Annotated in this window: 16 protein-coding genes and 1 rRNA gene; 2 read left to right on the top strand and 15 right to left on the bottom strand. The window is 71.9% G+C overall.

The genetic code is table 11. The features are described from left to right. Positions 1-115: 115 nt before the first annotated feature. Entirely contained in the window at positions 116-1,780 is a 1,665-nt protein-coding gene (locus IEY70_RS18900) for a tetratricopeptide repeat-containing diguanylate cyclase (RefSeq protein WP_189066576.1), read from the bottom strand. Between the two features lie 103 nt (positions 1,781-1,883). Between IEY70_RS18900 and IEY70_RS18895 the strand changes: the two genes are divergently transcribed. Beyond that, positions 1,884-2,345 carry a hypothetical protein gene (locus tag IEY70_RS18895; RefSeq protein ID WP_189066575.1) on the top strand — a complete coding sequence of 154 codons (462 nt, stop codon included), beginning with the start codon at positions 1,884-1,886 and terminating at the stop codon, positions 2,343-2,345. 51 nt (positions 2,346-2,396) lie between these two features. Continuing rightward, on the top strand, positions 2,397-2,861 hold the full coding sequence (locus tag IEY70_RS18890; protein WP_189066574.1) for an HD domain-containing protein: 465 nt from the start codon (positions 2,397-2,399) through the stop codon (positions 2,859-2,861). Positions 2,862-3,206: 345 nt separating this feature from the next. On the opposite strand, the gene IEY70_RS18885 is transcribed toward IEY70_RS18890, so the two are convergent. From IEY70_RS18885 to rrf, 14 genes are all read right to left on the bottom strand, one after another. Beyond that, positions 3,207-4,763, bottom strand: coding sequence for a hypothetical protein (locus IEY70_RS18885; RefSeq protein ID WP_189066588.1), 1,557 nt, complete (start codon positions 4,761-4,763; stop codon positions 3,207-3,209). Between the two features lie 136 nt (positions 4,764-4,899). After that, on the bottom strand, positions 4,900-5,940 hold the full coding sequence (locus IEY70_RS18880; protein WP_189066573.1) for a zinc-dependent alcohol dehydrogenase family protein: 1,041 nt from the start codon (positions 5,938-5,940) through the stop codon (positions 4,900-4,902). A gap of 41 nt (positions 5,941-5,981) precedes the next feature. Further along, entirely contained in the window at positions 5,982-7,799 is a 1,818-nt protein-coding gene (locus IEY70_RS18875) for an acyltransferase (RefSeq protein WP_229778088.1), read from the bottom strand. 77 nt (positions 7,800-7,876) lie between these two features. Then, a complete protein-coding gene (locus tag IEY70_RS18870; protein ID WP_189066572.1) occupies positions 7,877-8,257 on the bottom strand; it encodes a cupin domain-containing protein in 381 nt (126 codons plus the stop codon). After that, a complete protein-coding gene (locus IEY70_RS18865) occupies positions 8,254-9,408 on the bottom strand; it encodes a sugar kinase (protein ID WP_229778087.1) in 1,155 nt (384 codons plus the stop codon). Before IEY70_RS18865 ends, IEY70_RS18870 begins: the two co-directional genes overlap by 4 nt. After that, a complete protein-coding gene (locus IEY70_RS18860; protein WP_229778086.1) occupies positions 9,405-10,058 on the bottom strand; it encodes a bifunctional 4-hydroxy-2-oxoglutarate aldolase/2-dehydro-3-deoxy-phosphogluconate aldolase in 654 nt (217 codons plus the stop codon). The genes IEY70_RS18865 and IEY70_RS18860 overlap by 4 nt, the downstream gene beginning before the upstream one ends. Beyond that, the gene (gene kduD / locus IEY70_RS18855; RefSeq protein ID WP_189066571.1) at positions 10,048-10,839 is read right to left on the bottom strand and encodes a 2-dehydro-3-deoxy-D-gluconate 5-dehydrogenase KduD; all 792 of its coding nucleotides are present in this window, start codon (positions 10,837-10,839) and stop codon (positions 10,048-10,050) included. Before kduD ends, IEY70_RS18860 begins: the two co-directional genes overlap by 11 nt. A gap of 78 nt (positions 10,840-10,917) precedes the next feature. Continuing rightward, positions 10,918-11,754 (bottom strand): 5-deoxy-glucuronate isomerase, encoded by an 837-nt coding sequence (gene iolB / locus IEY70_RS18850; protein WP_189066570.1) that lies wholly within the window; start codon positions 11,752-11,754, stop codon positions 10,918-10,920. Positions 11,755-11,932: 178 nt separating this feature from the next. After that, positions 11,933-13,075, bottom strand: a complete 1,143-nt coding sequence (locus IEY70_RS18845) for a LacI family DNA-binding transcriptional regulator (protein WP_189066569.1) — start codon at positions 13,073-13,075, stop codon at positions 11,933-11,935. 136 nt (positions 13,076-13,211) lie between these two features. Further along, positions 13,212-15,125, bottom strand: a complete 1,914-nt coding sequence (locus IEY70_RS18840; RefSeq protein WP_229778085.1) for a TRAP transporter large permease — start codon at positions 15,123-15,125, stop codon at positions 13,212-13,214. A gap of 2 nt (positions 15,126-15,127) precedes the next feature. After that, positions 15,128-16,126 carry a TRAP transporter substrate-binding protein gene (locus IEY70_RS18835; RefSeq protein WP_229778084.1) on the bottom strand — a complete coding sequence of 333 codons (999 nt, stop codon included), beginning with the start codon at positions 16,124-16,126 and terminating at the stop codon, positions 15,128-15,130. 707 nt (positions 16,127-16,833) lie between these two features. After that, positions 16,834-18,867 carry a hypothetical protein gene (locus IEY70_RS18830; RefSeq protein ID WP_189066567.1) on the bottom strand — a complete coding sequence of 678 codons (2,034 nt, stop codon included), beginning with the start codon at positions 18,865-18,867 and terminating at the stop codon, positions 16,834-16,836. 57 nt (positions 18,868-18,924) lie between these two features. Beyond that, positions 18,925-19,839, bottom strand: coding sequence for an aldo/keto reductase (locus tag IEY70_RS18825; protein ID WP_229778083.1), 915 nt, complete (start codon positions 19,837-19,839; stop codon positions 18,925-18,927). Positions 19,840-20,401: 562 nt separating this feature from the next. Beyond that, a 5S ribosomal RNA gene (gene rrf / locus IEY70_RS18820) occupies positions 20,402-20,518 on the bottom strand. Positions 20,519-20,656 lie beyond the last annotated feature (138 nt).

The following is a 20,656-nucleotide window of genomic DNA, read 5'->3' as shown; positions in this document are numbered from 1 at the left end:
CGCCTCACCCAACAGCGGTTTTCGAATTCGCCAACAGAGTCTAGTTCCAGCCAACTACCGCGTGGAGCTGGTAATCCGGAACTTCACCGGATTGTCAGCGAAACAGACCGCAGTTTCAGGGGTTCTGGCGGTCGGTGCCGAGGCCTGCGCGGCCGATCCCGGTCGCGTGGGCGCCTGGGTGTCCGGGGCGGGTGCCGCCGGGCGGGTGGGCAGGTTCGACGCTGGTGCGGTTGCGGCCGCTGTTCTTGGCGCGGTACAGGGCGCGGTCGGCAGCGCCGAGAATCTCGTCCGGGCTGCGCTGTCCGACGACGGCCGCGCCGACGCTGACGGTCACGGTGTCGTGGATGGCGGTGATGGGCGCGGCGGCGACGGCCACGCGGATGCGTTCGGAGACTTCCAGGACGTGCGTGTTGCCCACGCCGCGCAGGATGACGGTGAATTCCTCGCCGCCGTAGCGGTAGGCGCGGTCGCTGCGGCGCAGCGCGCCGCTGATGCGGTCGGCCACCTCGCGCAGGGTCACGTCGCCTGCCGAGTGGCCGTGCGTGTCGTTCACGTGCTTGAAGTAGTCGATGTCGATGACCAGGACGGCGTCGTCGGGGTGCAGCAGGGCGCGGTCGTGTTCGAACTGGCGGCGGTTGCCCAGGCCGGTCAGTTCGTCGGTGGTGCTGAGTTTCTCCAGTTGTCCCTTGAGGGTCTGCAGTTGCGTGAGGTGCTCGCGGAGGTGCTGGGCGGCCTGCTCGGCCTCGCGGGAGCGTTGCAGGGCCATGTCGGTGCGGTGCAGGACTTCCAGGCTCTTGATCTGCGCGTCGCGTTCGTAGGCGTGCCGGGTGCGGCTGACGTCCAGCAGTTGCCGCACGCTGCGGTACGCGGCGGCGTGATCCCCGAGTTCCGCCTGGATGCTGGCGCGCAGGTCCAGGTACTCGATTTTCAGTTCGCTGCGCGTGCCGGGCCACGTTTCCATGTCGCGCAGCCACGCCAGGGCGCGGTCCGGGTGGCCGCTGTCGTACTCGGTGCGGGCGGCGGTGGTGCGTAGCATCTGCACGGACTCGATCGGGTCCGGGCCGGGTTGCCCGGCGGCAGACTGGTGATCGCCGAGGCGCGTGAACGCCTCGCGGATCAGGGTGCGGGCCTCGTCGAAGCGGCCCTCGCGGGTCAGGCAGGTGGCGCGCAGGCTCACGTAGAACGGCCAGAACGACCATGCCTGCGCCTGGTGTAGCAGTTGCCCGCCGCGTTCGGTCAGGGCGTCCCCGAGTTCCAGTTGCTGCCGTTGCAGGTACACCTCGGCCATGTTCAGCGCCGCGATGCCCTGAATGGACGGGCAGGGCGGGTCCGCGCGGTCCAGCAGGTCGTAGGCCCGCTGGTAGTACTGCAGGGCGCGTTCCGGGTCGTCCCAGGCGATCTGCACGCCGAAATCGTTGTTGGCGGACGCTTCCATCTCGGTGTCGCCGATGCGGCGCACGAGTTCCAGTTCCTCCTGCAGGATCCGCAGGGCGCGTTCGCCCTCGCCCACGTCGCCGAGCAGCACGGCCTGCATGCTCAGGGCGCGGGCCAGCCAGCGTTCGTCGTTCAGGTCGCGCAGGGTCGCCTCGGCCTGCGTGACCTGCTCCAGGGACCGCAGCAGGTCCCCGGCGCGCCACAGCAGGAACCCCTGCACGACCTGCGCCTGCGCCCGCTGCGCCGCGTCTGCGCCTGTCAGTTGCCCCGCCAGCGCGGAGGCCTCACCGGGGTCGGTGAAGCGCAGGGACCAGGCCTGCTCGGCCAGTGCAGGGAAGGACGTCACGCCCCCAGTATGAACGCCGGGTCACACAACGTCATGACGGCCCGACACCTTAATGCCCGGCGGCCCGTTCGCCGAGCGGGCCGCCGGGCATTACCCTGGGGGCATGACCTCTCCCGCACGCCCGCAGGCCGCCACGCACGACTTCACCCGGGACCTGACGCAGCTGATGGTGCGGCGCGGCGTGAGTTCCATCGCGCCGCGCCCGCACACCAGCGGCGATGGCCCGTCCGGCACGGCGGGGCTACTGGGCCTGACCGAGCACGACGTGTTCGTGACGCAGGACCTCGCGTTCACGTTCCTGGGACCGGGAGATCACCGCGCGGCCGCCGCCGCCCTGAACGTCAGCGACCCGCACCTGCTGCCCGAGGGAACGCAACGGAACGACTCGGACGTCGCCGCGTTCTCCCGCGACGCCGGAACGCTGTTCGACCGGCACGGCGTGATGAACCTGGAATTCCCCGCCGGATCGTTCCTGGGCTTCCGCAGTACCCCGCAGGGCATGCAGTTCACGGTGGACGGCGTGCACCTGACCCTGCGCCCCACGCAGCCCGACCCGCAGGCCTGAATCCGGCACCTGCCGTCCCGCACGCCGGGCGGGTCTCCTATCCTGCTGGGCATGACTGCCTCCCCCGCCACTGCCGTCCCCCATGACCTGCGCGCCGACCTGATCCTCCACTTCCGGCTGGGCAGGCACTCCATTCACGGTCCCGCCCACTGGGAGCGGGTGCAGGCACACGCCGAGCGCCTGGCCGCCGCGTCGGGCGGTGACGTGAGCGTCGCGCGGTACTTCGCGTGGTTCCATGACGCCGAACGGCACGACGAGTGGTACGACACCGGGCACGGCGAACGGGCCGCCACACTCGTCCGGGCGTGGCGGACACGCCTGCCACTGTCGGACGCGCAGGTGGACCTGCTTGCCCGCGCCTGCGCCCGCCACGAACTCGGCGAGCTCAGCGCCGACCCCACCATCGGCGCCTGCTGGGACGCCGACCGTCTCGAACTGACCCGCGTGGGCATCCAACCCGACGCCCGCTACATGAGCACCGCCGCCGGGAAGGCCGCCTGCACGCCCGGCACCTGACCGGGATTCCGTCTGTTTCGCTGACAATCCGGCAGGGTACCGGGTTGCCAACTCCACGCCCGGAGGGACGTTTTGCTCCTACTCGCGTCTGCTCGGACCCAGCGGCTTTTGCAAGCCACCCAATTCGGAGTCCGTATGACCTGCCGGCCCTTTGCGGTGCTGAGTGTCAGGGTTGGCCAGCGAAACTGCCACGCGCTGCCCGGTCCGGGCGAACGGTCCAGCAGCACGAATCCCCGGCATGGCGGCAGGCCACGCTGCCGCAGGTGGTACGCCGCCGGCAGTCCGGCCTGCCCGGCCCCGATGATCACGATGTCGGTCTTCACGGCCACGCCCGGCGCGGGGCCGTCAGCGGCGGTTCAGCCATGGGATGACCAGTCCACCGTCATTCTCACCGGGTGCGTCGTCCTTGCCCGGCGGGGTGTTCGGGGTCGGGTCGGGCCTGCCGGGGGGAGGGTTGCCGGGTGGGGTGAGCGTCACGCGCGGGGCGGGGCGTGATCCGTCCGGCGTGGGCGTTGAGGGGGCGGCCGTCGGGCTCGTGAGCGTCGGGGGGGGCGGGGTTGCCGGGGTCGGGCTTGCGGGGCGGCCTGTCAGGTCGCCGAGTGAGCGGTCGCCCTGCGTGCCTAGGCCGCGCAGGTAGCGGTCCTCCGCGCCGAGGCGGGCGCGGCTGTCGAGGAGGCGACCGCTGACCAGTTCGGTCGCCAGGTCGTCGGTCGCGGTCTGGAGGGCCTGTACGGCGCGTTCGATCTCGTTCTCGACGGCGCGCAGTTCGGTTTCCTGGGCGTCCAGCAGGTTCAGGGCGCGCAGTCTGCCCCGCTGGTCTTCGAGGTCACGGGCTTCCCGTTCGATGCGGCCGTGCGTTTCGAGCAGTTGCGCGTGCCGGACGCGCAGGCGCGCTGCGTTCGCGTCCAGTCCGTCCACGCCGGGTTTCAGGTCCTGTGCGGTCAGGTCCAGGCGGCGTTTCAGGTCCTGGAGGGTGCGGCGCGTGACGGCGCCCGCCTGCGCGTCCGGGCGTGTCCGGCGGGTGTCCGGCGCGGCCTGCGTGGCGCCGGGGGCGGGGTCGGCCGGGAGGCCCAGCAGCGCGTGCCACGCCTTCTGGAAGCGGCCCAGCACCGAGTCGTTCGCGTCCGGGGTGGGGGGCGCGGGTGAGGGCGGGGCGGCGGGAGGCGGCGGGGCAGTGACAGGGGGCGGGGCGGTGACAGGCGGGGCAGGAGGCACGGGCGCAGCCGGGCGGACAGCTGGACGGACGACGGGCCGGGCCGGGGCAGCGGGCGGCGGGGCAGCAGGTGGAGGCGCAACCGGTGGAGGCGCAGCGGGGGCTGGTGCGGGGGGCGTCGGCAGCGGGTCGGGGCGCAGCTGCGCTTCCGGGACGCCCAGCAGCCGCGCCGCTCCGGCCGGGCCGCCGCGCGTCTCCTCGCCACGCACGCGCAGTCGCCAGCGGCGTTCATGCAGGTACAGTTCGACCAGCAGCATCGAACGCGGCAGGTCGGGCGCGCCGGGCACGGCGGGGGCGCCCAGGTCCACGCTGGCGTGCAGGGTGCCGCCGCCCGCGAGGCTCAGGGTGCCGTTCCAGGCGTGCGGGCCGCGCCACGAGCAGCCCACGGTCAGGTGCGTGATCCCGGCCGGCAGGGCGTACCCCAGCCGGATGCGGGCGTCACTGCCGCGCGGGGCGGCCAGATCGGGGCCGGGGCTGACTGAGCTGGGGCTGACGGAGCTGGGGTTGGTGGGGTTGGTGGAGCTGGGGCCAGGGCCAGGCTGGCCCGCCGCGCCGCTGTCCTGAGTGGCCGTGACCCACAGGCGCAGACCGTCGGGCGCGCGGCTCAGGTGCAGGTCCAGCGTGTCCAGTCCGGCCGGGCCGAACAGGTGCCGGATGTCCACGCGTTCCCCGGGAGTGAGTTGCTGCATTGCGGTGATCCTCCTTGCTGAATACGGCCATGATGGCAGGCGCGCGCGCCGGAGTCTGTCGCCTGCGCCCGGTCTGCGCGCCTGGTCTGCGCGGCCAGTCTGCGCGTCCGCTGACCGGCGGGCGACCCGCCGTTGATCAGAAGCGGTCAATGACGGTCACGCCGGTGCCCGTGAAGGCGTTCATGCCGGTCAGGGCGTCGGCCGCGCCGTCCAGGTCGATGCGCTGGCCGATCAGCGCGGCCGGGTTCAGCAGGCCGCGTTCGATCATGCCGAGCATCTGCGGGTACGTGTGCGCGGCCATGCCGTGACTGCCGAGCAGTTGCAGTTCCCGGCCGATCACGCGGTCCATCGGGACGGCCGGGCGGGAGTGCTCGGCCAGCAGCAGGCCCACCTGCACGTGCCGTCCACGGGTGCGCAGGCACAGCACCGAGTTCACGAGGGTCTGCGGGTGGCCCAGGGCGTCCAGGGACAGGTGAGCGCCGCCGCCGCTCAGGTCGGTGATGGCGGCCGGAACGTCCGGGGTGCGGGTGGCGTTCAGGGTGTGTTCCGCGCCGAGTTGCGCGGCCAGCGCCAGTTTCGTGTCGTCGATGTCCACGGCGATCACGCGGGCGCCCAGGCTGCGCGCGATCTGAATGGCGGACAGGCCCACGCCGCCGCAGCCGTGCACGGCCACCCACTCGCCGCCCTGCACGCGGCCCTGCTGCGAGACGGCCCGGAACGCCGTCGAGAAGCGGCAGCCCAGGCTGGCGGCCGTGGCGAAGTCCATGCTGCCGGGCAGCCGCACGAGGTTCTGGTCGGCGTGTTCGAGCGCCACGAACTGCGCGAACGACCCCCAGTGCGTGAAGCCCGGCTGGAACTGCGCGTGGCAGACCTGCTGATCCCCGGCGCGGCAGGGGCCGCAGCGGCCGCAGCCGGCCACGAACGGCACCGTGACCCGCTCCCCGACCCGGAAGGCCGTGACCTGCGCGCCGACCGCCACGATCGTCCCGGCCAGTTCGTGGCCCGGCACGTGCGGGAGCCGGATGTCCGGGTCGTGTCCCATCCAGCCGTGCCAGTCGCTGCGGCACACGCCGCTGGCGCCGACCTCGACGACCACGCCGCCGGGCGTGGGGTCCGGGTCGGGGACCGTCTGAACGGCGGGGCGGGTTCCGAACGCTTCGTACACCAGGGCGCGCATGCCGCCCACCGTAGCAGGCGCGGCGCGCCCTGGTCGGGGGGTCAGGCGCCGGGAGAGGTGACGGGCAGGCGGGTGGGGCTGGTCCCGGCGCGCGGGAAGGTCAGGGCGGGTTCCAGGCGGTGCACGCCGCGTGGGCGGTAGCCGAGGTGCTCGCTGCGGCCCAGCACCTCGGCCAGCAGGTATGCGGTGGACAGCCACATCTCGGTGCCCTGCAGGCCCGGCTGCGAGGCGGGGGCAGCGCCGGGCTGGGCGGGCAGTTCGAAGGCGAAGCCGCGTCCGTCCACCCAGCGGGGCAGGATGCGCCGCAGCTGCGCCTGCGCCCAGGCCTGCACGTCGTCGGCGCGGTGGGTGGTCTGGCGACCGCACAGCCACAGCGGGTGAATGACGTCCAGGACGTTGCAGGCGTTGCCGCGCGCGTCGCTGAAGAAGCGGGTGTCGCGGGCGTGGCGCAGCAGCGTGTCGGTCGCGGCGTCCGGGTACGGGACGGGCAGTCCGAACTGCGCGAAGGTGCCGCGCGTCAGGCGGTAGAAGCCGTTGACGGGTTGCAGCCAGCCGTCCTGCGCGCCCGGAGTGCCCCACAGGCCGCTGGCCGGATCGGCGCGTGACAGGAGCCAGCCGTGCAGCGCCTCGGCGGCGCCCGGCGCGGCGTGACCGGCAAAGTTGCGGGCGTTCAGGTACAGGCCGGTGCCGTACCCGTCGATCCAGTCGCCGGCACTCCAGGCCCGTTCGGTCCAGGGCAGGCCCTCCAGCAGGCCGGTCAGGGCAGCGGCGTCCAGCCGGGCGACCGCGTGGACAGGATAGCGCGGCGCCTCGCCCAGCAGTTCCAGGGCGTAGCCGACGGCCAGCAGGTGGTAGCGGGAGAGGTGGTCGGTCAGGTGCCAGGGGTTGTCCCCGGCGGCCGGTGGGTGCCAGGGGTCCGGGTACAGGCCGGTGTGCGGGTCCTGGTACGAGTGGAGTTGCGCGGCGAACTCCTCGCGGCTGCGCAGTTCCGGCAGGGCGCCGAACATGGCGGCGATCTCGATGGCGTCGCAGGTGGCGCGCACGGAGGGGGTCTGTCCGGGCTGCGGGAGGTAGGTGGGGGCGCCCGCGTGGGGGTCGGTGTTAGCGCAGGTGCGCAGCACGTCCGGCCACTGGGCGGCCACGCGCGACCCGAACGCCGAGAGCAGGGCGTTCAGGTCGTGCGGGTCCGGCGCGGCGGAGGGGGCCGCGCGGGCGGGGGCGCTGGCGGGCGGGCTGGCGGGGGCGGGTTCACCCAGGCGACTCTTCAGGATGCGGGCCGGGCTGCCGCCCACCACGGCGTAGTCCGGCACGTCACGCGTGACGACGGCGCCCGCCGCGAGGATGGTGTGACTGCCGACCCGCACGCCGTCGAGGATCGTGACGCTCGAACCGATCCACACGTCGTCCCCGATCTCGATGCCGCGCACCGTTTCGGCCTGCTGGAACACCGGGGTGTGCGGGTCCGCGAACCCGTGGTTGAACCCGATGATCGAGGCGTGCGCGCCGATCCGCACGCCGCTGCCCATGCGGACCCGGCCGCGCACGACCGCGTAGGGGTTCAGGGTGCAGTCGTCGCCGGTCGTGACCTCGTCGGTCACGTAGGCGTACGCGGCGACGTACGACCGCGCGCCCAGCACCAGCGCGCGCGGGTATACCCCGGCCAGCGGCGACACGAAACAGTCCGGGCCGATGCGGGCGGCGCCGCTGCCGGTCAGGGTCGCCTGGTGCGCGGCCTGCGCGGCCCGCTCGGCGTCGGTGGCCCAGGCCCGGAACCGCCACGGGCAGTAGTCGAAGAAGTGCGGCAGGTCCGCCGACGGCTGGCGTTCCGACGGCGCCGCGAAGTTCTGGACGGCCGTCACCGGGAGCGGCCTGCGGGTGGGCGGTAAGGGTGCGGGAGGGTCATGGGGTCACCTGTCGTGGGAGCGGTGGCGGGCGGTCACGGGCCGACGAGGTCCTCGCGGACGGGGCTGAACATGTCGAGCAGTTCGCCTGCCTCGAGGGCCAGCGCCTCGTGTTCGGTGCCGCCGGGAATGGCGAGGCTCTGCCCGGCGCTGATCTCGTGCGGGGTGTCGCCCAGCACGAACCGGAACCGGCCGGACAGCACCAGCGTCAGTTGCTCGTGCGGGTGGGCGTGGCGGGCTCCGGCGGCGCCGCTCTCGAACCGGACCTGCATGGCCATCAGTGAGGTGCCGCGCGCGACGAGTCTGCGGGTCACGCCGGGCTCGGCGGGCGACCAGTCGTCCCCGAGGCGCAGCAGGGGGGCGGGCGCGGCGGGATGGTCGGCGGGGGGGCGGTCGGTGGGGGCAGTGTCGGTCATGCAGGCATCTCCGGGCGTGAGGGTGTGGTCGGGTCGGGTGTGGTCGGGGCTGGGCTGTTCAGGGCTGGGCTGATCGGGGCTGGGCTGTCAGGGTCGGGGCTGGACTGGTCCGTGATGGGCCGCTCTGTGATGGGCCCCTCTGTGATGGGCCGCTCCGTGATGGGCCGCTCCGGGCGTGGCGGCACCGCGCCCCGGAATTGCAGCGAGTGCGCCGCGACCCGGTGGGCCAGTCCGGCGGCCTGTGCGGGCGGGTCGCCGCGCAGCAGGGCGTGCAGGAACGCGCCGTTCCAGGCGTCGCCCGCGCCGGTCGTGTCGATGACCGTGACGTTCGCCTGCGCCGGAACGTGCGCCGCGCCGCTGCGGGCGTGCAGGAACGCGCCGTCCCCTCCGGCTTTCAGGGCGACGGCCGGGCCGAGCGCGGCGAACGCGGCGGCGCTCCGTTCGGGCGTGGCCGCGTCCTGCGGGTCCAGGAACAGGGTGTCGGCGGGCCAGCTGGGCAGCAGCAGGTCCACGAACGGCAGCAGTTCGGTCCAGGCGTCACGGGCGGCCTGATGGGCGGCGTGCCCGGCGCGGGCTTCCCACAGGCGCGGTCGGTGGTTGGGGTCGAAGGCGACGAGCGTGCCGGCCTCGCGGGCCAGGCGGGCGGCGCGCAGCGTGGCGGCCTGCGCGGACGCCGAGAGGGCCTGCGTGATGCCCGAGAGCAGCACGGCGCGGCTGCCCTGCACGGCCTGCGGGGTCACGTCGTCCGGGGTCAGGAGGCTGGCGGCGCTGCCAGCGCGGCGGTACGTGAATTCGCGTTCCCCGCCGGGTTGCAGGCTGATGAAGTACACGCCGTTCTCGCCGGGCACCAGGGGCGCGTGCGTCACGTCGATGCCCTCGGCGGCCCAGGCGCGGCGCAGCGGCGGGCCGAAGGGGTCGTTCCCGACGCGTGACAGGAACGCGGCGCGGCTGCCCAGGCGCGCGGCGCTGATCAGGGCGTTCAGGACGTCGCCGCCGTACGCGCGGGTCAGGTGCGCGGCCTCGCCGAGCGGCCGGGCCGCGTGGAATTCCACCATGCACTCGCCGATGCCCAGCAGGTCGGTGGGCCTGGAACCGGCCGGACTGAAGGCGGCAGGGCTGAAGTCGGTGGGGCTGAGGGTGCCGGGTGTCACGCGGCGCCCGCCTGGATCAGCGCGGCGCGGGTGGCGTCCTCGACGGCCAGCCAGTCGCCCTGCGTGAGGGCCGCTTTCGGGTACAGGTTCGAGCCGAGTCCCACGGCCAGCGCGCCCGCGTGCCGGTACGCTTCCACCTCGTCCGGGCGGACGCCGCCCGTGACCATCACCTGCAGCTGCGGCAGCGGCCCCAGCAGGTCGCGCAGGTACGCGGCGCCGCCGGCCGATCCGGCCGGGAACAGTTTCACGGCCGGGGCGCCCAGCGTCAGGGCGCGCACGATCTCGGTGGGGGTCAGGACGCCCGGCAGGTACGGCACGCCGGCCTCCAGCGCCACGCGCAGCACGTCCTCGCCCAGGTGCGGGCTGACCAGGAACGCCGCGCCGGCCTCGATGGCGGCGGTGGCCTGCGCGGCGTTCATGACGGTCCCGGCGCCCAGCAGCGTCCCGGCGGGCAGCGCGCGGCTCAGGGCGTGCAGGGCGTCGGTCACGCCGGGCGTCGTGAAGGTCAGTTCGGTCACCTGCAGGCCCGCGCGGGTGGCGGCCAGCGTGGCCTGCACGGCCGCGTCGGCGTGCGGGGCGCGCAGCACGCCCACCACGCCGGCGCGGCTCACCTGCGCCAGCAGGTCCCGGGTGCGGGTCTCAGCGGGCAAGCCAGCCTCCGTCCACGACCAGCACGTGGCCGTTCACGTAGGTGGCCGCGCCGGACGCCAGGAACACGGCGGCGCCCGCGATGTCCTGCGCCTCGCCCCAGCGTCCGGCGGGAATGCGTTCCAGGATGCTGCGGTTGCGTTCCGGGTCGGCGCGCAGGGCGTCGGTGTTCGCGGTGGCGATGTAGCCGGGTGCAATGGCGTTCACGGTCACGCCGCGCGCGCCCCACTCGTTCGCCAGGGCCTTGGTCAGTCCGGCGACCGCGTGCTTGCTGGCGGTGTAGGCGGGCACGCGAATGCCGCCCTGGAAGGACAGCAGCGAGGCGATGTTCACGATCCGGCCGTGCCCGCGCGTGAGCATGCCGTGCGCGGCGGCGCGGCTCAGGCGCCACACGGCGTTCAGGTTCAGTTCGGTCACGGCCGCCCAGTCCTCGTCGCTGTACTGCTCGGCGGCCTCGCGGCGGATGATGCCGGCGTTGTTCACCAGGATGTCCACCGGCCCGAGTGTCGCCTCGACCCGCGCGATCAGGTCGTTCATGCCGGGTCCGTCCAGCGCGGCGAGGTCCGCCTGGAACGCCGCGTAGCGCGCCCCGGCGGCCTCGATGGCGGCCTGCGTGGCCGGGTCCTGCCGGGAGTGCGTGACCACGGCCACGTCCGCCCCGGCGCGGGCCAGTCCGGCGGCGATGGCCGCGCCGATGCCGACGCTGCCGCCGGTGACCAGCGCCACGCGGCCGCTCAGGTCGAACGGGCTGCGCCGCCCGGCCTGCGGGTCGGGGGCGTTCACGCGGCCTCCGGCCGGGCGTGCGCCGAATCCGTCCGGGTGGACGCGGGACAGGTGAACGCAGGGAGGGAACGGGTCATGTCAGACCATCCCCACGGTCTTCTGCACCCAGGCGGTGTCCGGGTCGATCTGCGCGCCCTGCGTGCGGCCGTCCCCGGCCAGGAACCACAGGTAGTAACTCTGGTAGCCGGGCGCGCTGGTGTACGTGTGGTACCCGTGCGGAATGGCCAGCAGGGTGTCGTCGCGGACGGTGTACGTCTGGTCGTACCCGCGTTCCGGGGAGTAGTGGCGGGTCAGGCCGAAGCCCTCGGGGCTGGACACGCGGAAGTAGTACATCTCCTCGTGCGCCTTCTCGGCGCCCTGTTCGGTCTCGTGCTTGTGGGGCGGGTAGGTGCTCCAGTGGCCGCTGGGCGTGATGGTCTCGCCCACGATCAGGCGACTGGCGGGCAGTCCGTTGGGTTGCACGAGGATCTCGCGGAAGTTCCGGGTGAAGTTCAGGGTGCCCCAGGTGCCGGTGTTCACCTGCGCCGGGCGGATCTCGTACGGGTCGGTGTCGAGGTCGCTGGGCGCGCTGGGCAGCGCGGCTTCCAGGCGGGTCAGGGCGGTCACGCGGTACTCGGTGTGGCGCGGGATGTACACGCTGTGCGGCAGGCCCGCGAACACGCTGGCGCGCCCGCCGACGGATTCGAAGGTGTGCGCGCCGACCTGCACGGTCGCGCGGCCGCTCAGCATGACCAGCAGCAGTTCCCGTTCACCCGAGTGCCCCGAGTACGTGTCTGCGGCGTTCAGGTTCAGTTTCGCGAAGTCCAGCAGCGTGCAGGAGTCGTCGTGCAGGGCGTTCAGGCCGTGTTCCTGCCCGACCGTGTGGAAGAAGATGGGGTGGGCGGTCTCGGGGCGGGCGGGGGCGTGGGTGGTCATGCGGGGTTCCTCCTGTGGGGGCTGCCTGTGGGGCTGCGCGGAGCTCAGTAGGGTGTAGGCGGGGTGGCCGGGCTGCGCGGGGCAGTCGGCGGGCATGGGGGGGGCAGTGATGTGAAGAGGCGGGGTGAGGGGGTGAGGCGAGCTTCAGGGCCGGGACGGGGTGGTCAGGGGGTATTCATCAGGTGCGGCGGCGGCGCGCCGGTCTGACCGGCCCGGCCGCGTCCTGCACGCCGGGGCTGGCGGTGGCGGGGCTGGAATTGGCGGGGCTGGCAGTGGTAGGACTGGCGGGAGCGGGGTTGGAGGGTGGCGGGGTGCGGGGGGCGGCGGTGCTGTCACGCACGACCAGTTCGCTGGGGAAGTCCAGTTGCGTGCCGCGCACGTTGCGGCCCTGCAGGGCGTCGGCCAGCAGGTTCAGCGCGGCCTCGCTCATCTCGTGGACGGGGTGGCGGACGGTGGTCAGGGCCGGGTGGCACTGGCTGGCGGCGGCCACGTCGTCGAAGCCCACGACCGAGATGTCGTGCGGGACGCGCAGGCCGCGGTCCTTCACGGCGTCCATCACGCCGAAGGCGGTGGCGTCGCTGGCGGCGAAGATGGCGGTGGGCGGGTCGGGCAGGTCCAGCAGTTCCCCGGCAGCCTCGAAGCCGCGGCGCTGCGTGAAGTTCCCGGTGCGGATCAGGGCCGGGTCGGTCAGGCCGTGGGCGGCCATGGTGTCGCGGTACGAGCGCAGGCGTTCGTACGCCTGGCTGGACTCGACGGCGCCGCTGATGAAGGCCACGCGGCGGTGGCCCAGGCCGATCAGGTGTTCGGTGGCGGCGCGCGCGCCGTGGTACGAGTCGGCGCGGATGTTGGGCAGGTCAGTGCTGACCCCGAAGTGGCTGAGCAGCACGATGGGCACCCGGCTTTTTTCCAGGGTGGCGATGTGCTGGGCGGCGTCGGTGGGCACGACGATCAGCACGCCGTCGGCGACGCCGCTGGTGAGGGTGGCGACGCGTTCGCGTTCGCGCTGCGGGTTGCGGGAGGTGGTGAACACGCCCAGGTCCAGTCCGGCTTCGGAGGCGACCTCGGCGGCGGCGCGGGCGACCTCGGCGAAGTAGGGGCTGATCAGTTCGGGGATGACCATGCCGATCAGGTTGGTGCGGGCGCCGCGCAGGCGGCGGGCGGCGGGGTTGGCGACGTACCCGAGGTCCTGCGCGGCTTTCAGGACGCGCTGGCGGGTTTCTTCGGAGATGCGGCCCGTGTTGTTGAGGGTCTTGGAGACGGTGACCTTGGAGACGCCGGCGAGCCGGGCGACATCGGCGATGGTGACGGGCGCAGGGTGCATGAACGGATTGTCCTCCGGATCGGGTGTGGGGTGGCCGCGCGGGGCGGCCGGGCAGGGTGGGTAATCGTTAACCCAACCGTAACACCCACGCCCGGCAGTGTCAATGAAGCGGGGCACGTGCCCGGCGCCGCCCACCTCAGCGGCCCTGCACGAGGTTCGGAATGAACTCCACGAACCACGGGAAGTACGTGACCAGCAGCAGCGCCACGAGCATTGGCGGCCAGAAGTACAGCATCGCCCGCGATACCTTCTCCATGGTCGTCTGCCCTACCCCGCAGCCCACGAACAGCGCCGTTCCCACCGGCGGGGTCGTCAGGCCCAGGCCCAGGTTCAGCATCATCACGATCCCGAACTGTACGGCGCTCATCCCGATCGGCTCGGCCGTCACGATGGGCAGCAGCACGGGCGTCAGGATCACGATCAGCGGCCCCATGTCCATGAACATGCCCAGCAGCAGCATCAGCAGGTTCAGCAGCAGCAGCACCACCAGCGGGTTGTCACTGACGCCCAGGATCAACGCCGACAGGTCTGCCGGGACGCGCAGCAGCGCCATCATCCAGCTGAACGCGCTGGCGGTCGCGATGATGAACATCACCATGCCCACCGTCGCCACGGACGCCTGCACCGAACGCCACAGGCTGGCCCAGGTCAGTTCGCGGTAGAACACCGTGCTGACCAGCAGCGCCGCCAGCACACCGATCGCGGCGGATTCGGTGGCCGTGAACCACCCGAACACGATGCCGCCCACCACGATCAGGCCCACCAGCAGGCTGGGCACGGCGCCGCCCACGATCCGCAGGCTCTCCCGCAGCGGCGGACGCGGCTCGGTCGGGTAGTTGCGGCGCACCGACAGCAGGTACGCGCTGATCATCAGCGCCACGCCGGTCAGGATGCCCGGCAGGTACCCCGCCAGGAACATCGTCCCGATCGACACGCCGCCCGCCGCGAGGCTGTAGATCACCATGTTGTGACTGGGCGGAATGATCACGCCCTGCACCGAACTGGCGACCGTGATGGCGGTCGCGAAATCGCGGTCGTAGCCTTTTTTCACCATCATGGGAATGATCACGCCGCCCGTGGCGCTCACGTCCGCCACGGCCGACCCGGACACGCCGCCCATCAGCATGGAGTCCAGCACGTTCACCATCGCCAGTCCGCCCTTCCAGGGGCCGACCAGCACGCGCGCCAGGTCCACGAGGCGCCGCGCGATGCCGCCCTCGGACATGATCTGCCCCACCAGGATGAAGAACGGAATGGCCAGCAGCGGCGTGGACGTCACGCCGTTCGCCATGCGCTGCGCCACGATCAGTTCCGGCATCCCGAACCGCGCGACCGACACCAGCGTCGCCATGCCCACCGCCACGCCCACCGGCGTTCCGGCCGCCAGCAGCACGAAGAACGTGCCGACCAGCAGCCCGGCCGGGCCGAGCAGCGCCGCCGGGTTCAGCAGCGCCGCGAGCAGCAGCAGCGCGCAGGCCAGCGCGCACACCAGAGCCACGCGCCGCGCCTGCGGGCCGGGCGGGGCGGGCGTGAACGCGCCCAGCACGTTGCGCGCCGCGTACGCGGCGATCAGCGCGCCGCCGGCCGGCAGGGCCAGGTACATCCAGCCGACCGGCAGGCGCAGCGTCGGGAAGAACTGCGCCATGGTGCTGCGCGACAGTTCCCACCCGTAGCGCAGCAGGTACAGCCCGAACGCCGCCACGATCAGCCACACCAGCCGGTGCAGCGTGACCTGCGCCGGGACGGGCAACCGCTCGACCAGCAGCGACACGCGCAGGGTGTCATGGTTGCGGATGCCGAGCGCCGTGGCGATCAGGCCCAGCCACACCAGCAGCGTCAGGCTGAGTTCCTCGGTCCAGTGCGGGCTGCTCAGGCCCGGAACGTAGCGCGCGACGACCTGCCACGAGATGACCAGCACGATCGCCACCAGCAGCGCCCCGGTCAGGACGCTCAGGCCCTGCGCGAACACCTGCTCGGCCCGCCGCAACGCACCTGCGCGCGGCTGGGCCGACGCGGCCCGTACCGTAGTTTCCAGCGCCGGGTTCTTCATGCTCAGCGCACGTCCTGAATGCGTTCGATCAGGGTGCCGTACACCTTGCGGTACTTCTCGTACACCGGGGCCATGGCCTTCTGGAAGGCGCTGCGGTCAACCTTGGTGATGGTCACGCCGGCCTTCTGGATGGCGGCGCGGCTCTCGGCGGTCAGGGCGTTCCAGGCCTTGCGTTCCACCGCGACGCTCTGCGCGGCGGCCACGCGGATCAGGCGCTGATCGGCGGGACTGAGTTTGTCCCAGCGGACCTTGCTCATCATGACGACCTCGGGGACCGAGTTGTGCTCGGTCAGCGAGTAGTAGCGGGCCACCTCGAAGTGCCGCGCGCCGGACGGCCCGTACGACGGGTAGTTGTTCTCGGCGCCGTCGATGGCGCTCGTCTGAAGGCTGGAGTACACCTCGCCCATCGAGAGCGGGACCGGGCGGGCCTGCAGGGCGGACATCATGTCCAGCACGACCTCGTTCTGCTGCGTGCGGATGCGCAGGCCCTTGAGGTCGGCGGGCGTGCGGATGGGTTTTTTCGTGGTGTAGAACGACCGCGTGCCCGAGTCGTAGTACGCCAGTCCGATGAAGCCCGCGCCTTCCAGTCCGGCCAGCAGTTCCTTGCCGACCGCGCCGTTCAGGACCTTCCACTGGTGCGTGGAGTCGCGGAACAGGAACGGCAGGCTGTACACGCCCATCGGCGGGTAGGCCTGCGCGATCGGCGCGGAGGATACGCGAACGATGTCCAGCACGCCCAGTTTGGTCTGTTCGATGGTGGAACGCTCGTCGCCCAGTTGCCCGCCCGAGAACACCTGCAACTCGATGCGGCCGTTGCTGGTCTTCTTCAGGTAGTCCGCCATGGCTTTCAGGCCCACCACCGTGGGGTAGTTCTCGGGCTGGATGTCGGCGGCCCGCAGCGTGATCTTCGCCTGCGCGTGCGCCTGCGAGGGCAGCGCCAGCAGCGAGAGCAGGACCGTCGCCCGCGTCAGGGTGCGGGCATTCGCAGCGTGGCGGGTCACCGGGGTCTGGCGGGCAGCGGGGGTTTGGTAGGCAGCGGAACGGACAGCGGGAGTGCGGACCATGTGAACCTCCAGGGAAGCGGGGCTGGGGAGCGGGGGCCGGGGGCAGGTCGGGCAGTCTGGGGGGCGGCGTCCTCCGGGCGCGGGCAGGGAACGGGCAACACGCAGGGGCAGCGAGCGGCTGCGCGGGGCAGGCCACTCACGGAACGGGCAGCAGAAGGCGGGTGGTCACGCGGCGGGGCGTGGGCCGCCGACCTCCTGCGGAACAGGGCCGGGTGGGGCGAGTGCCGGACAGCACCCATCGATTGGGTTAACGATTAACCACACCTTACGCCGCCACCCAGGCAGTGTCAACACCCACCCGGACCCAGGCCGGACCCGCCACGGCACACCACCGCAAAGGCCGCGCTGGACACCATCCGCCTCATACGGACTCCGTCTGTTTCGTTAACAGCTCGGAACGCCACCGATCTGCTAAGTACGTCGAAGCTAACATTGCGAGATTACGGGAAAGCGCCGGAATCTCTCCATTCCCGCTTCAACGTACTTCCTCTGCTACGCGCTCCGCGCGGTTTATCTAAAAGATAAACGCAGTGTACTTAACTCCACGTCCGGCAGCCCGCTTCGACTCCTCCTCGCTCTGCTGCGCAGCTCTACGAGTCCGCTCGAATTGAACGGCCTTGTAACCCATTCAATCGGAGTCCGTATCAGTCCGCGCGCACGCCGAGCTGCTGACTGACCTGCTGCCCGATCTGCCACGCCACGCTGCTGGGCGACAGGCCACCCGGATGCATCACGTACGGCACGCCACGGGCGCGCGCCACGTCCCGCAGCGCGTTGTGCGCGTGCCCCATCCAGCGGATCGCCAGGATCACCACGGCCGTGTCCGGCGTGACGTGCGCGTGCGCGTGCGTGCCGTGCGCGTACTCGTCACTGCCGATCCAGTCGAGTTCCCGCAGCCCGAACGCCGCGACCAGCGCCGCGTGGTGCGGGGCACTCGGCACGCCGCCCAGCAGCACCACCCGCCGCCCCCGCAGCGCGCCCTGCACGGCCTGCACATGCGCGGGCAACGCGGCCGCTGCGGGCACCTGACCGGGCGCGGCCGTCCCGGCAGCTGGCCCCACATCCGCCCCCAGCTCTGCCCCCGGCGGGGCAGGCGCCTCAGCCTGAACGGCCGCGTCGGCCTCCACCTCGGCAGCGGCGTCCGCTTCCAGTTGCGCCTGCGCGGCGGGCAGCATGTCCAGCAGCGCCGCGTGAACCGCCGCCAGCGCCGCGCGGTCCAGCGGCAGCGCCCGCAGCGGCCCGAACCGTTGCAGGTACGGTTCCAGGAACCCCTGCTCGGGCAGGCGCAACCCGGCCCGCCGGACCGACGCCAGCAGGTGCCCGGCCGCCAGTCCGGTCAGGCGCTCCACCGCCGCGCCCCGCGCCTCCCAGAACGGCGTGCCCCGCAGCGCCCGCAACTGCAACGTGACGACCACCCGACTCAGGTGCGCGTGCAGCGGCACGAACGTGAACCGTTCCGGTTGCGTGGCCTCCCACGCCCACAGCGGGTCCACACCTGAAATCTGCGCACTCAGCTGCACCATCGGCGGGAGTCGCATGCCCGGCGCGCGGGCCGTGCTGGTCAGACCCTGGAGGCTCAGCAGCAGCAGTCGCGCCCGCAGGTCCGGGTCCTGCTCGGGCGTTCGGCCGTCCGCGAGGTCCTGATCGAGTTCGTTCAGGGCGTCCCACAGGCTGCCCAGGTGCTCCTGCTCGTCCGGCGTGCTGGCCCGCAAGCGCGTGAACCGCAGCGCCCGCAGCGTCCGGCGGGCCGCGAGCGTCTGCCCGTCCGCGCCCGCCGCGCCCGGCTGACGGCGTTCCCGCCGCGCGCCCGGCAGGTCCGGCGATCCCAGCTCCGCGTGCAGCTGCGCGTGCAGTTCCAGCAGCTGCGCCGTGTCCGGCGACGGACTCCCGGCGTGCAGGGCGCGCAGCAGCGTCAGCGCCATGTCGAGTGCCAGGACCAGCGGCACGTTCTCCAGCCGGTCGCGGCCGCACACGTGCAGCAGCAGCAGCGCCGCGTTCCGCTGCCCCTCGTGCGGCGTGAGCATCAGCCGCTGCAACGCCTGCCCCAGCCCGTGCCGTTCCGGGTCCAGTGTCGCCGGGGGCGTCAGGGCCGCCCGCAGCGGCGTGAGCGGGTCCACCGGCCGCGCCGGCGCGCGGTACCCGGCCCAGGCCAGCCGCTCCTGCACGCGCGCCGCCCCGGCATCAGGATCACCCGGCCCGCCTGGCTGCGCTTCCCGCAGCAGCAGGGCGATCATGGCGTGATCCTCGTCCGGCAGCAGCGGCACGCCCCGCAGCCAGCCGCACCCGGCCGCGGCGTTCACGGCTTCCAGCCGCGCGGACAGCCGCGCCTCGGCCGGATTGATGACGGCCAGCGTGAACGCCAGGTCGTTCAGCCGTTCAAGCAGCGTCCGGTCCGGCCGGGCCGCATAGGCGCTCAGTCCGGCAGAGAGGGCCTGCACCAGCAGCACGCTGCGGATCAGGGTCTCCTGACCGAACACGCTGAGGGTCTCGTCGGTCTCGGCGCGCTCCATCATGCCGTCCAGCCGGACATCCAGCGCCTCCAGCGCGGCGCGCAGCAGTTCCGGGTGCGCGGTCAGGCCACCCGCCGGGTCCGGCCCGAACTGCTCCGGCACCTGCACACGCAGGGTGGACATCGGACCGGGCAGCGAGTGCCCTTCAGGAGTGCGCAGACGAACCATTCCCCACAGTCTGCGGCACGGACGCCCGCCCAGCGCCGCGCCGCCCGGCACCGGGCATCAGGGCAGCGTGTTCCCGGCGGCGCGCAGGACGGCGTACCACTCCTGGCGGGTCAGGTTCACGTCGGCGGCACGCGCGCAGTCACGCAGACGCTCGACCTTCGTGGTGCCCGTCACGGGCTGCATGTGCGCCGGGTGCCGCAGCAACCACGCGATGGCGATGGTCGTGTTGCTCACGCCGTACTGCCCGGCCAGCTGATCGATCACGGCGTTCAGCTCAGGGAATTTGGGGTTGTCCAGGAACACACCCTCGAAGAACCCGAACTGGAAAGGAGACCACGGCTGCACCGTGATGTCATGCAGGCGGCAGTAATCCAGGACGCCACCGTCACGGTCCACGGCACTGTCGTTTTCCATGTTCACGTTGAAACCGCGCGTGATCATGGTGGCGTTCGTGACGCTCAACTGCAACTGGTTGGCGACCAGCGGCTGACGCACGCTCTTCTTCAGCAGTTCGATCTGCATGGGCGTCTGGTTCGACACGCCGAAGTGCCGCACCTTCCCCTCCCGCTCCAGCTGATCGAAAGCGGCAGCCACCTCGTCCGGCTCGACCAGCGCGTCCGGGCGGTGCAGCAGCAGCACGTCGAGGTAATCGGTCCGCAGCCGCTCCAGGATGCCGTCCACGGACGCCAGGATGTGCTCGCGGCTGAAGTCGAACATGCCCAGGTCCACGCGGATCCCGCACTTGCTCTGCAGGATCATGCGTTCACGCACGCTGGAACTCATGCCCGCAGCGTCCGCGAAGATGCGTTCGCACTCGCCGCCGCCGTAGATGTCGGCGTGATCGAAGAAGTTCGCGCCCATCTCCATGGACTGCTGGACGAAGCGTTCCGCTCCGGCGCGGTCCAGCTCGTTGATGCGCATGCAGCCCACCGCGATCACGGGAACGTCGAGGGTGCTGGTACCTAATTTCATGGTTCGCATGGATTGCCTCCGGTGTCGGGTCTGGCGTAAGCGGTGATGCTCAGAAGAGTGCCGTGAGCACAACGCCGAAACCGCCGCTGATGCTAGCGCGGCGGCCACGGTGACCACACACATAAAGGAATCCAGAAGGTCCGGCCCACATAGCCAACCGCAGCGCCGTAACCGCCATCTCCGCTCTTCAGGCAGGCCGGTTCGCACGAACTCCCTGAACAGAAAGCCCCCCCTAGACTTCCAGGCATCCACCGCGGGGCAACGTCCCACAGGCCTGATCTCACCAGCCCCACTGAACGTGCCCACTCGGGTGCGCCCGCCACCCCCGCACCTGCCGATCCCAGAAGCCAGGGCGCCTCGGCCGTCCCGTCCATCGCGGCAGGCACGACCGACCTGATCGCCTTCCTGGCGTTCAGCCCCAGCAGGTGTCCGCCCATAGTAGAACATGACCTGCTGCCCCAGACCTCCGGGATAGGAATAGGCTCCGGTTGATGTCCCCTCCGAGTGCAATAAAAAATCAGCCCACCTGTTCAAGGTGGGCTGATGGGAAGGAAAAGAAAAACCCCCGCGCTGACCGACTTTTCCGGGACCCTGCGGTCCGAGTATCATTGGCGCGACTGCGTTTCACGACCCAGTTCGGCATGGAGTGGGGTGGTTCCGCAGTGCTATGGGCACGGGGGTGTCTTGATTTGTCATGAACTCACACCCGAAAACGGTGGGGTGAGTGATGCAAGACGAGGCGTGAAGGAGCGGGGTACTTCGTGTGCACACCCCACTGGGGTGTGCGGGATGATGGCGGGTGATGGTCAAGACCTCG

Source organism: Deinococcus seoulensis (assembly GCF_014648115.1).
Taxonomy (GTDB): Bacteria; Deinococcota; Deinococci; order Deinococcales; family Deinococcaceae; genus Deinococcus; species Deinococcus seoulensis.
Note: the sequence above shows the minus strand (reverse complement) of the source record. Positions and strands in the feature narration are given on the sequence as shown.

Coding starts and splice junctions, on each gene's coding strand:
- IEY70_RS18895 (WP_189066575.1), top strand. CDS start 1,884: ATGACCTCTCCCGCACGCCCGCAGGCCGCCACGCACGACTTCACCCGG.
- IEY70_RS18890 (WP_189066574.1), top strand. CDS start 2,397: ATGACTGCCTCCCCCGCCACTGCCGTCCCCCATGACCTGCGCGCCGAC.
- IEY70_RS18885 (WP_189066588.1), bottom strand. CDS start 4,763: ATGCAGCAACTCACTCCCGGGGAACGCGTGGACATCCGGCACCTGTTC.
- IEY70_RS18880 (WP_189066573.1), bottom strand. CDS start 5,940: ATGCGCGCCCTGGTGTACGAAGCGTTCGGAACCCGCCCCGCCGTTCAG.
- IEY70_RS18870 (WP_189066572.1), bottom strand. CDS start 8,257: ATGACCGACACTGCCCCCACCGACCGCCCCCCCGCCGACCATCCCGCC.
- iolB (WP_189066570.1), bottom strand. CDS start 11,754: ATGACCACCCACGCCCCCGCCCGCCCCGAGACCGCCCACCCCATCTTC.
- IEY70_RS18845 (WP_189066569.1), bottom strand. CDS start 13,075: ATGCACCCTGCGCCCGTCACCATCGCCGATGTCGCCCGGCTCGCCGGC.
- IEY70_RS18840 (WP_229778085.1), bottom strand. CDS start 15,125: ATGAAGAACCCGGCGCTGGAAACTACGGTACGGGCCGCGTCGGCCCAG.
- IEY70_RS18830 (WP_189066567.1), bottom strand. CDS start 18,867: ATGGTTCGTCTGCGCACTCCTGAAGGGCACTCGCTGCCCGGTCCGATG.
- IEY70_RS18825 (WP_229778083.1), bottom strand. CDS start 19,839: ATGAAATTAGGTACCAGCACCCTCGACGTTCCCGTGATCGCGGTGGGC.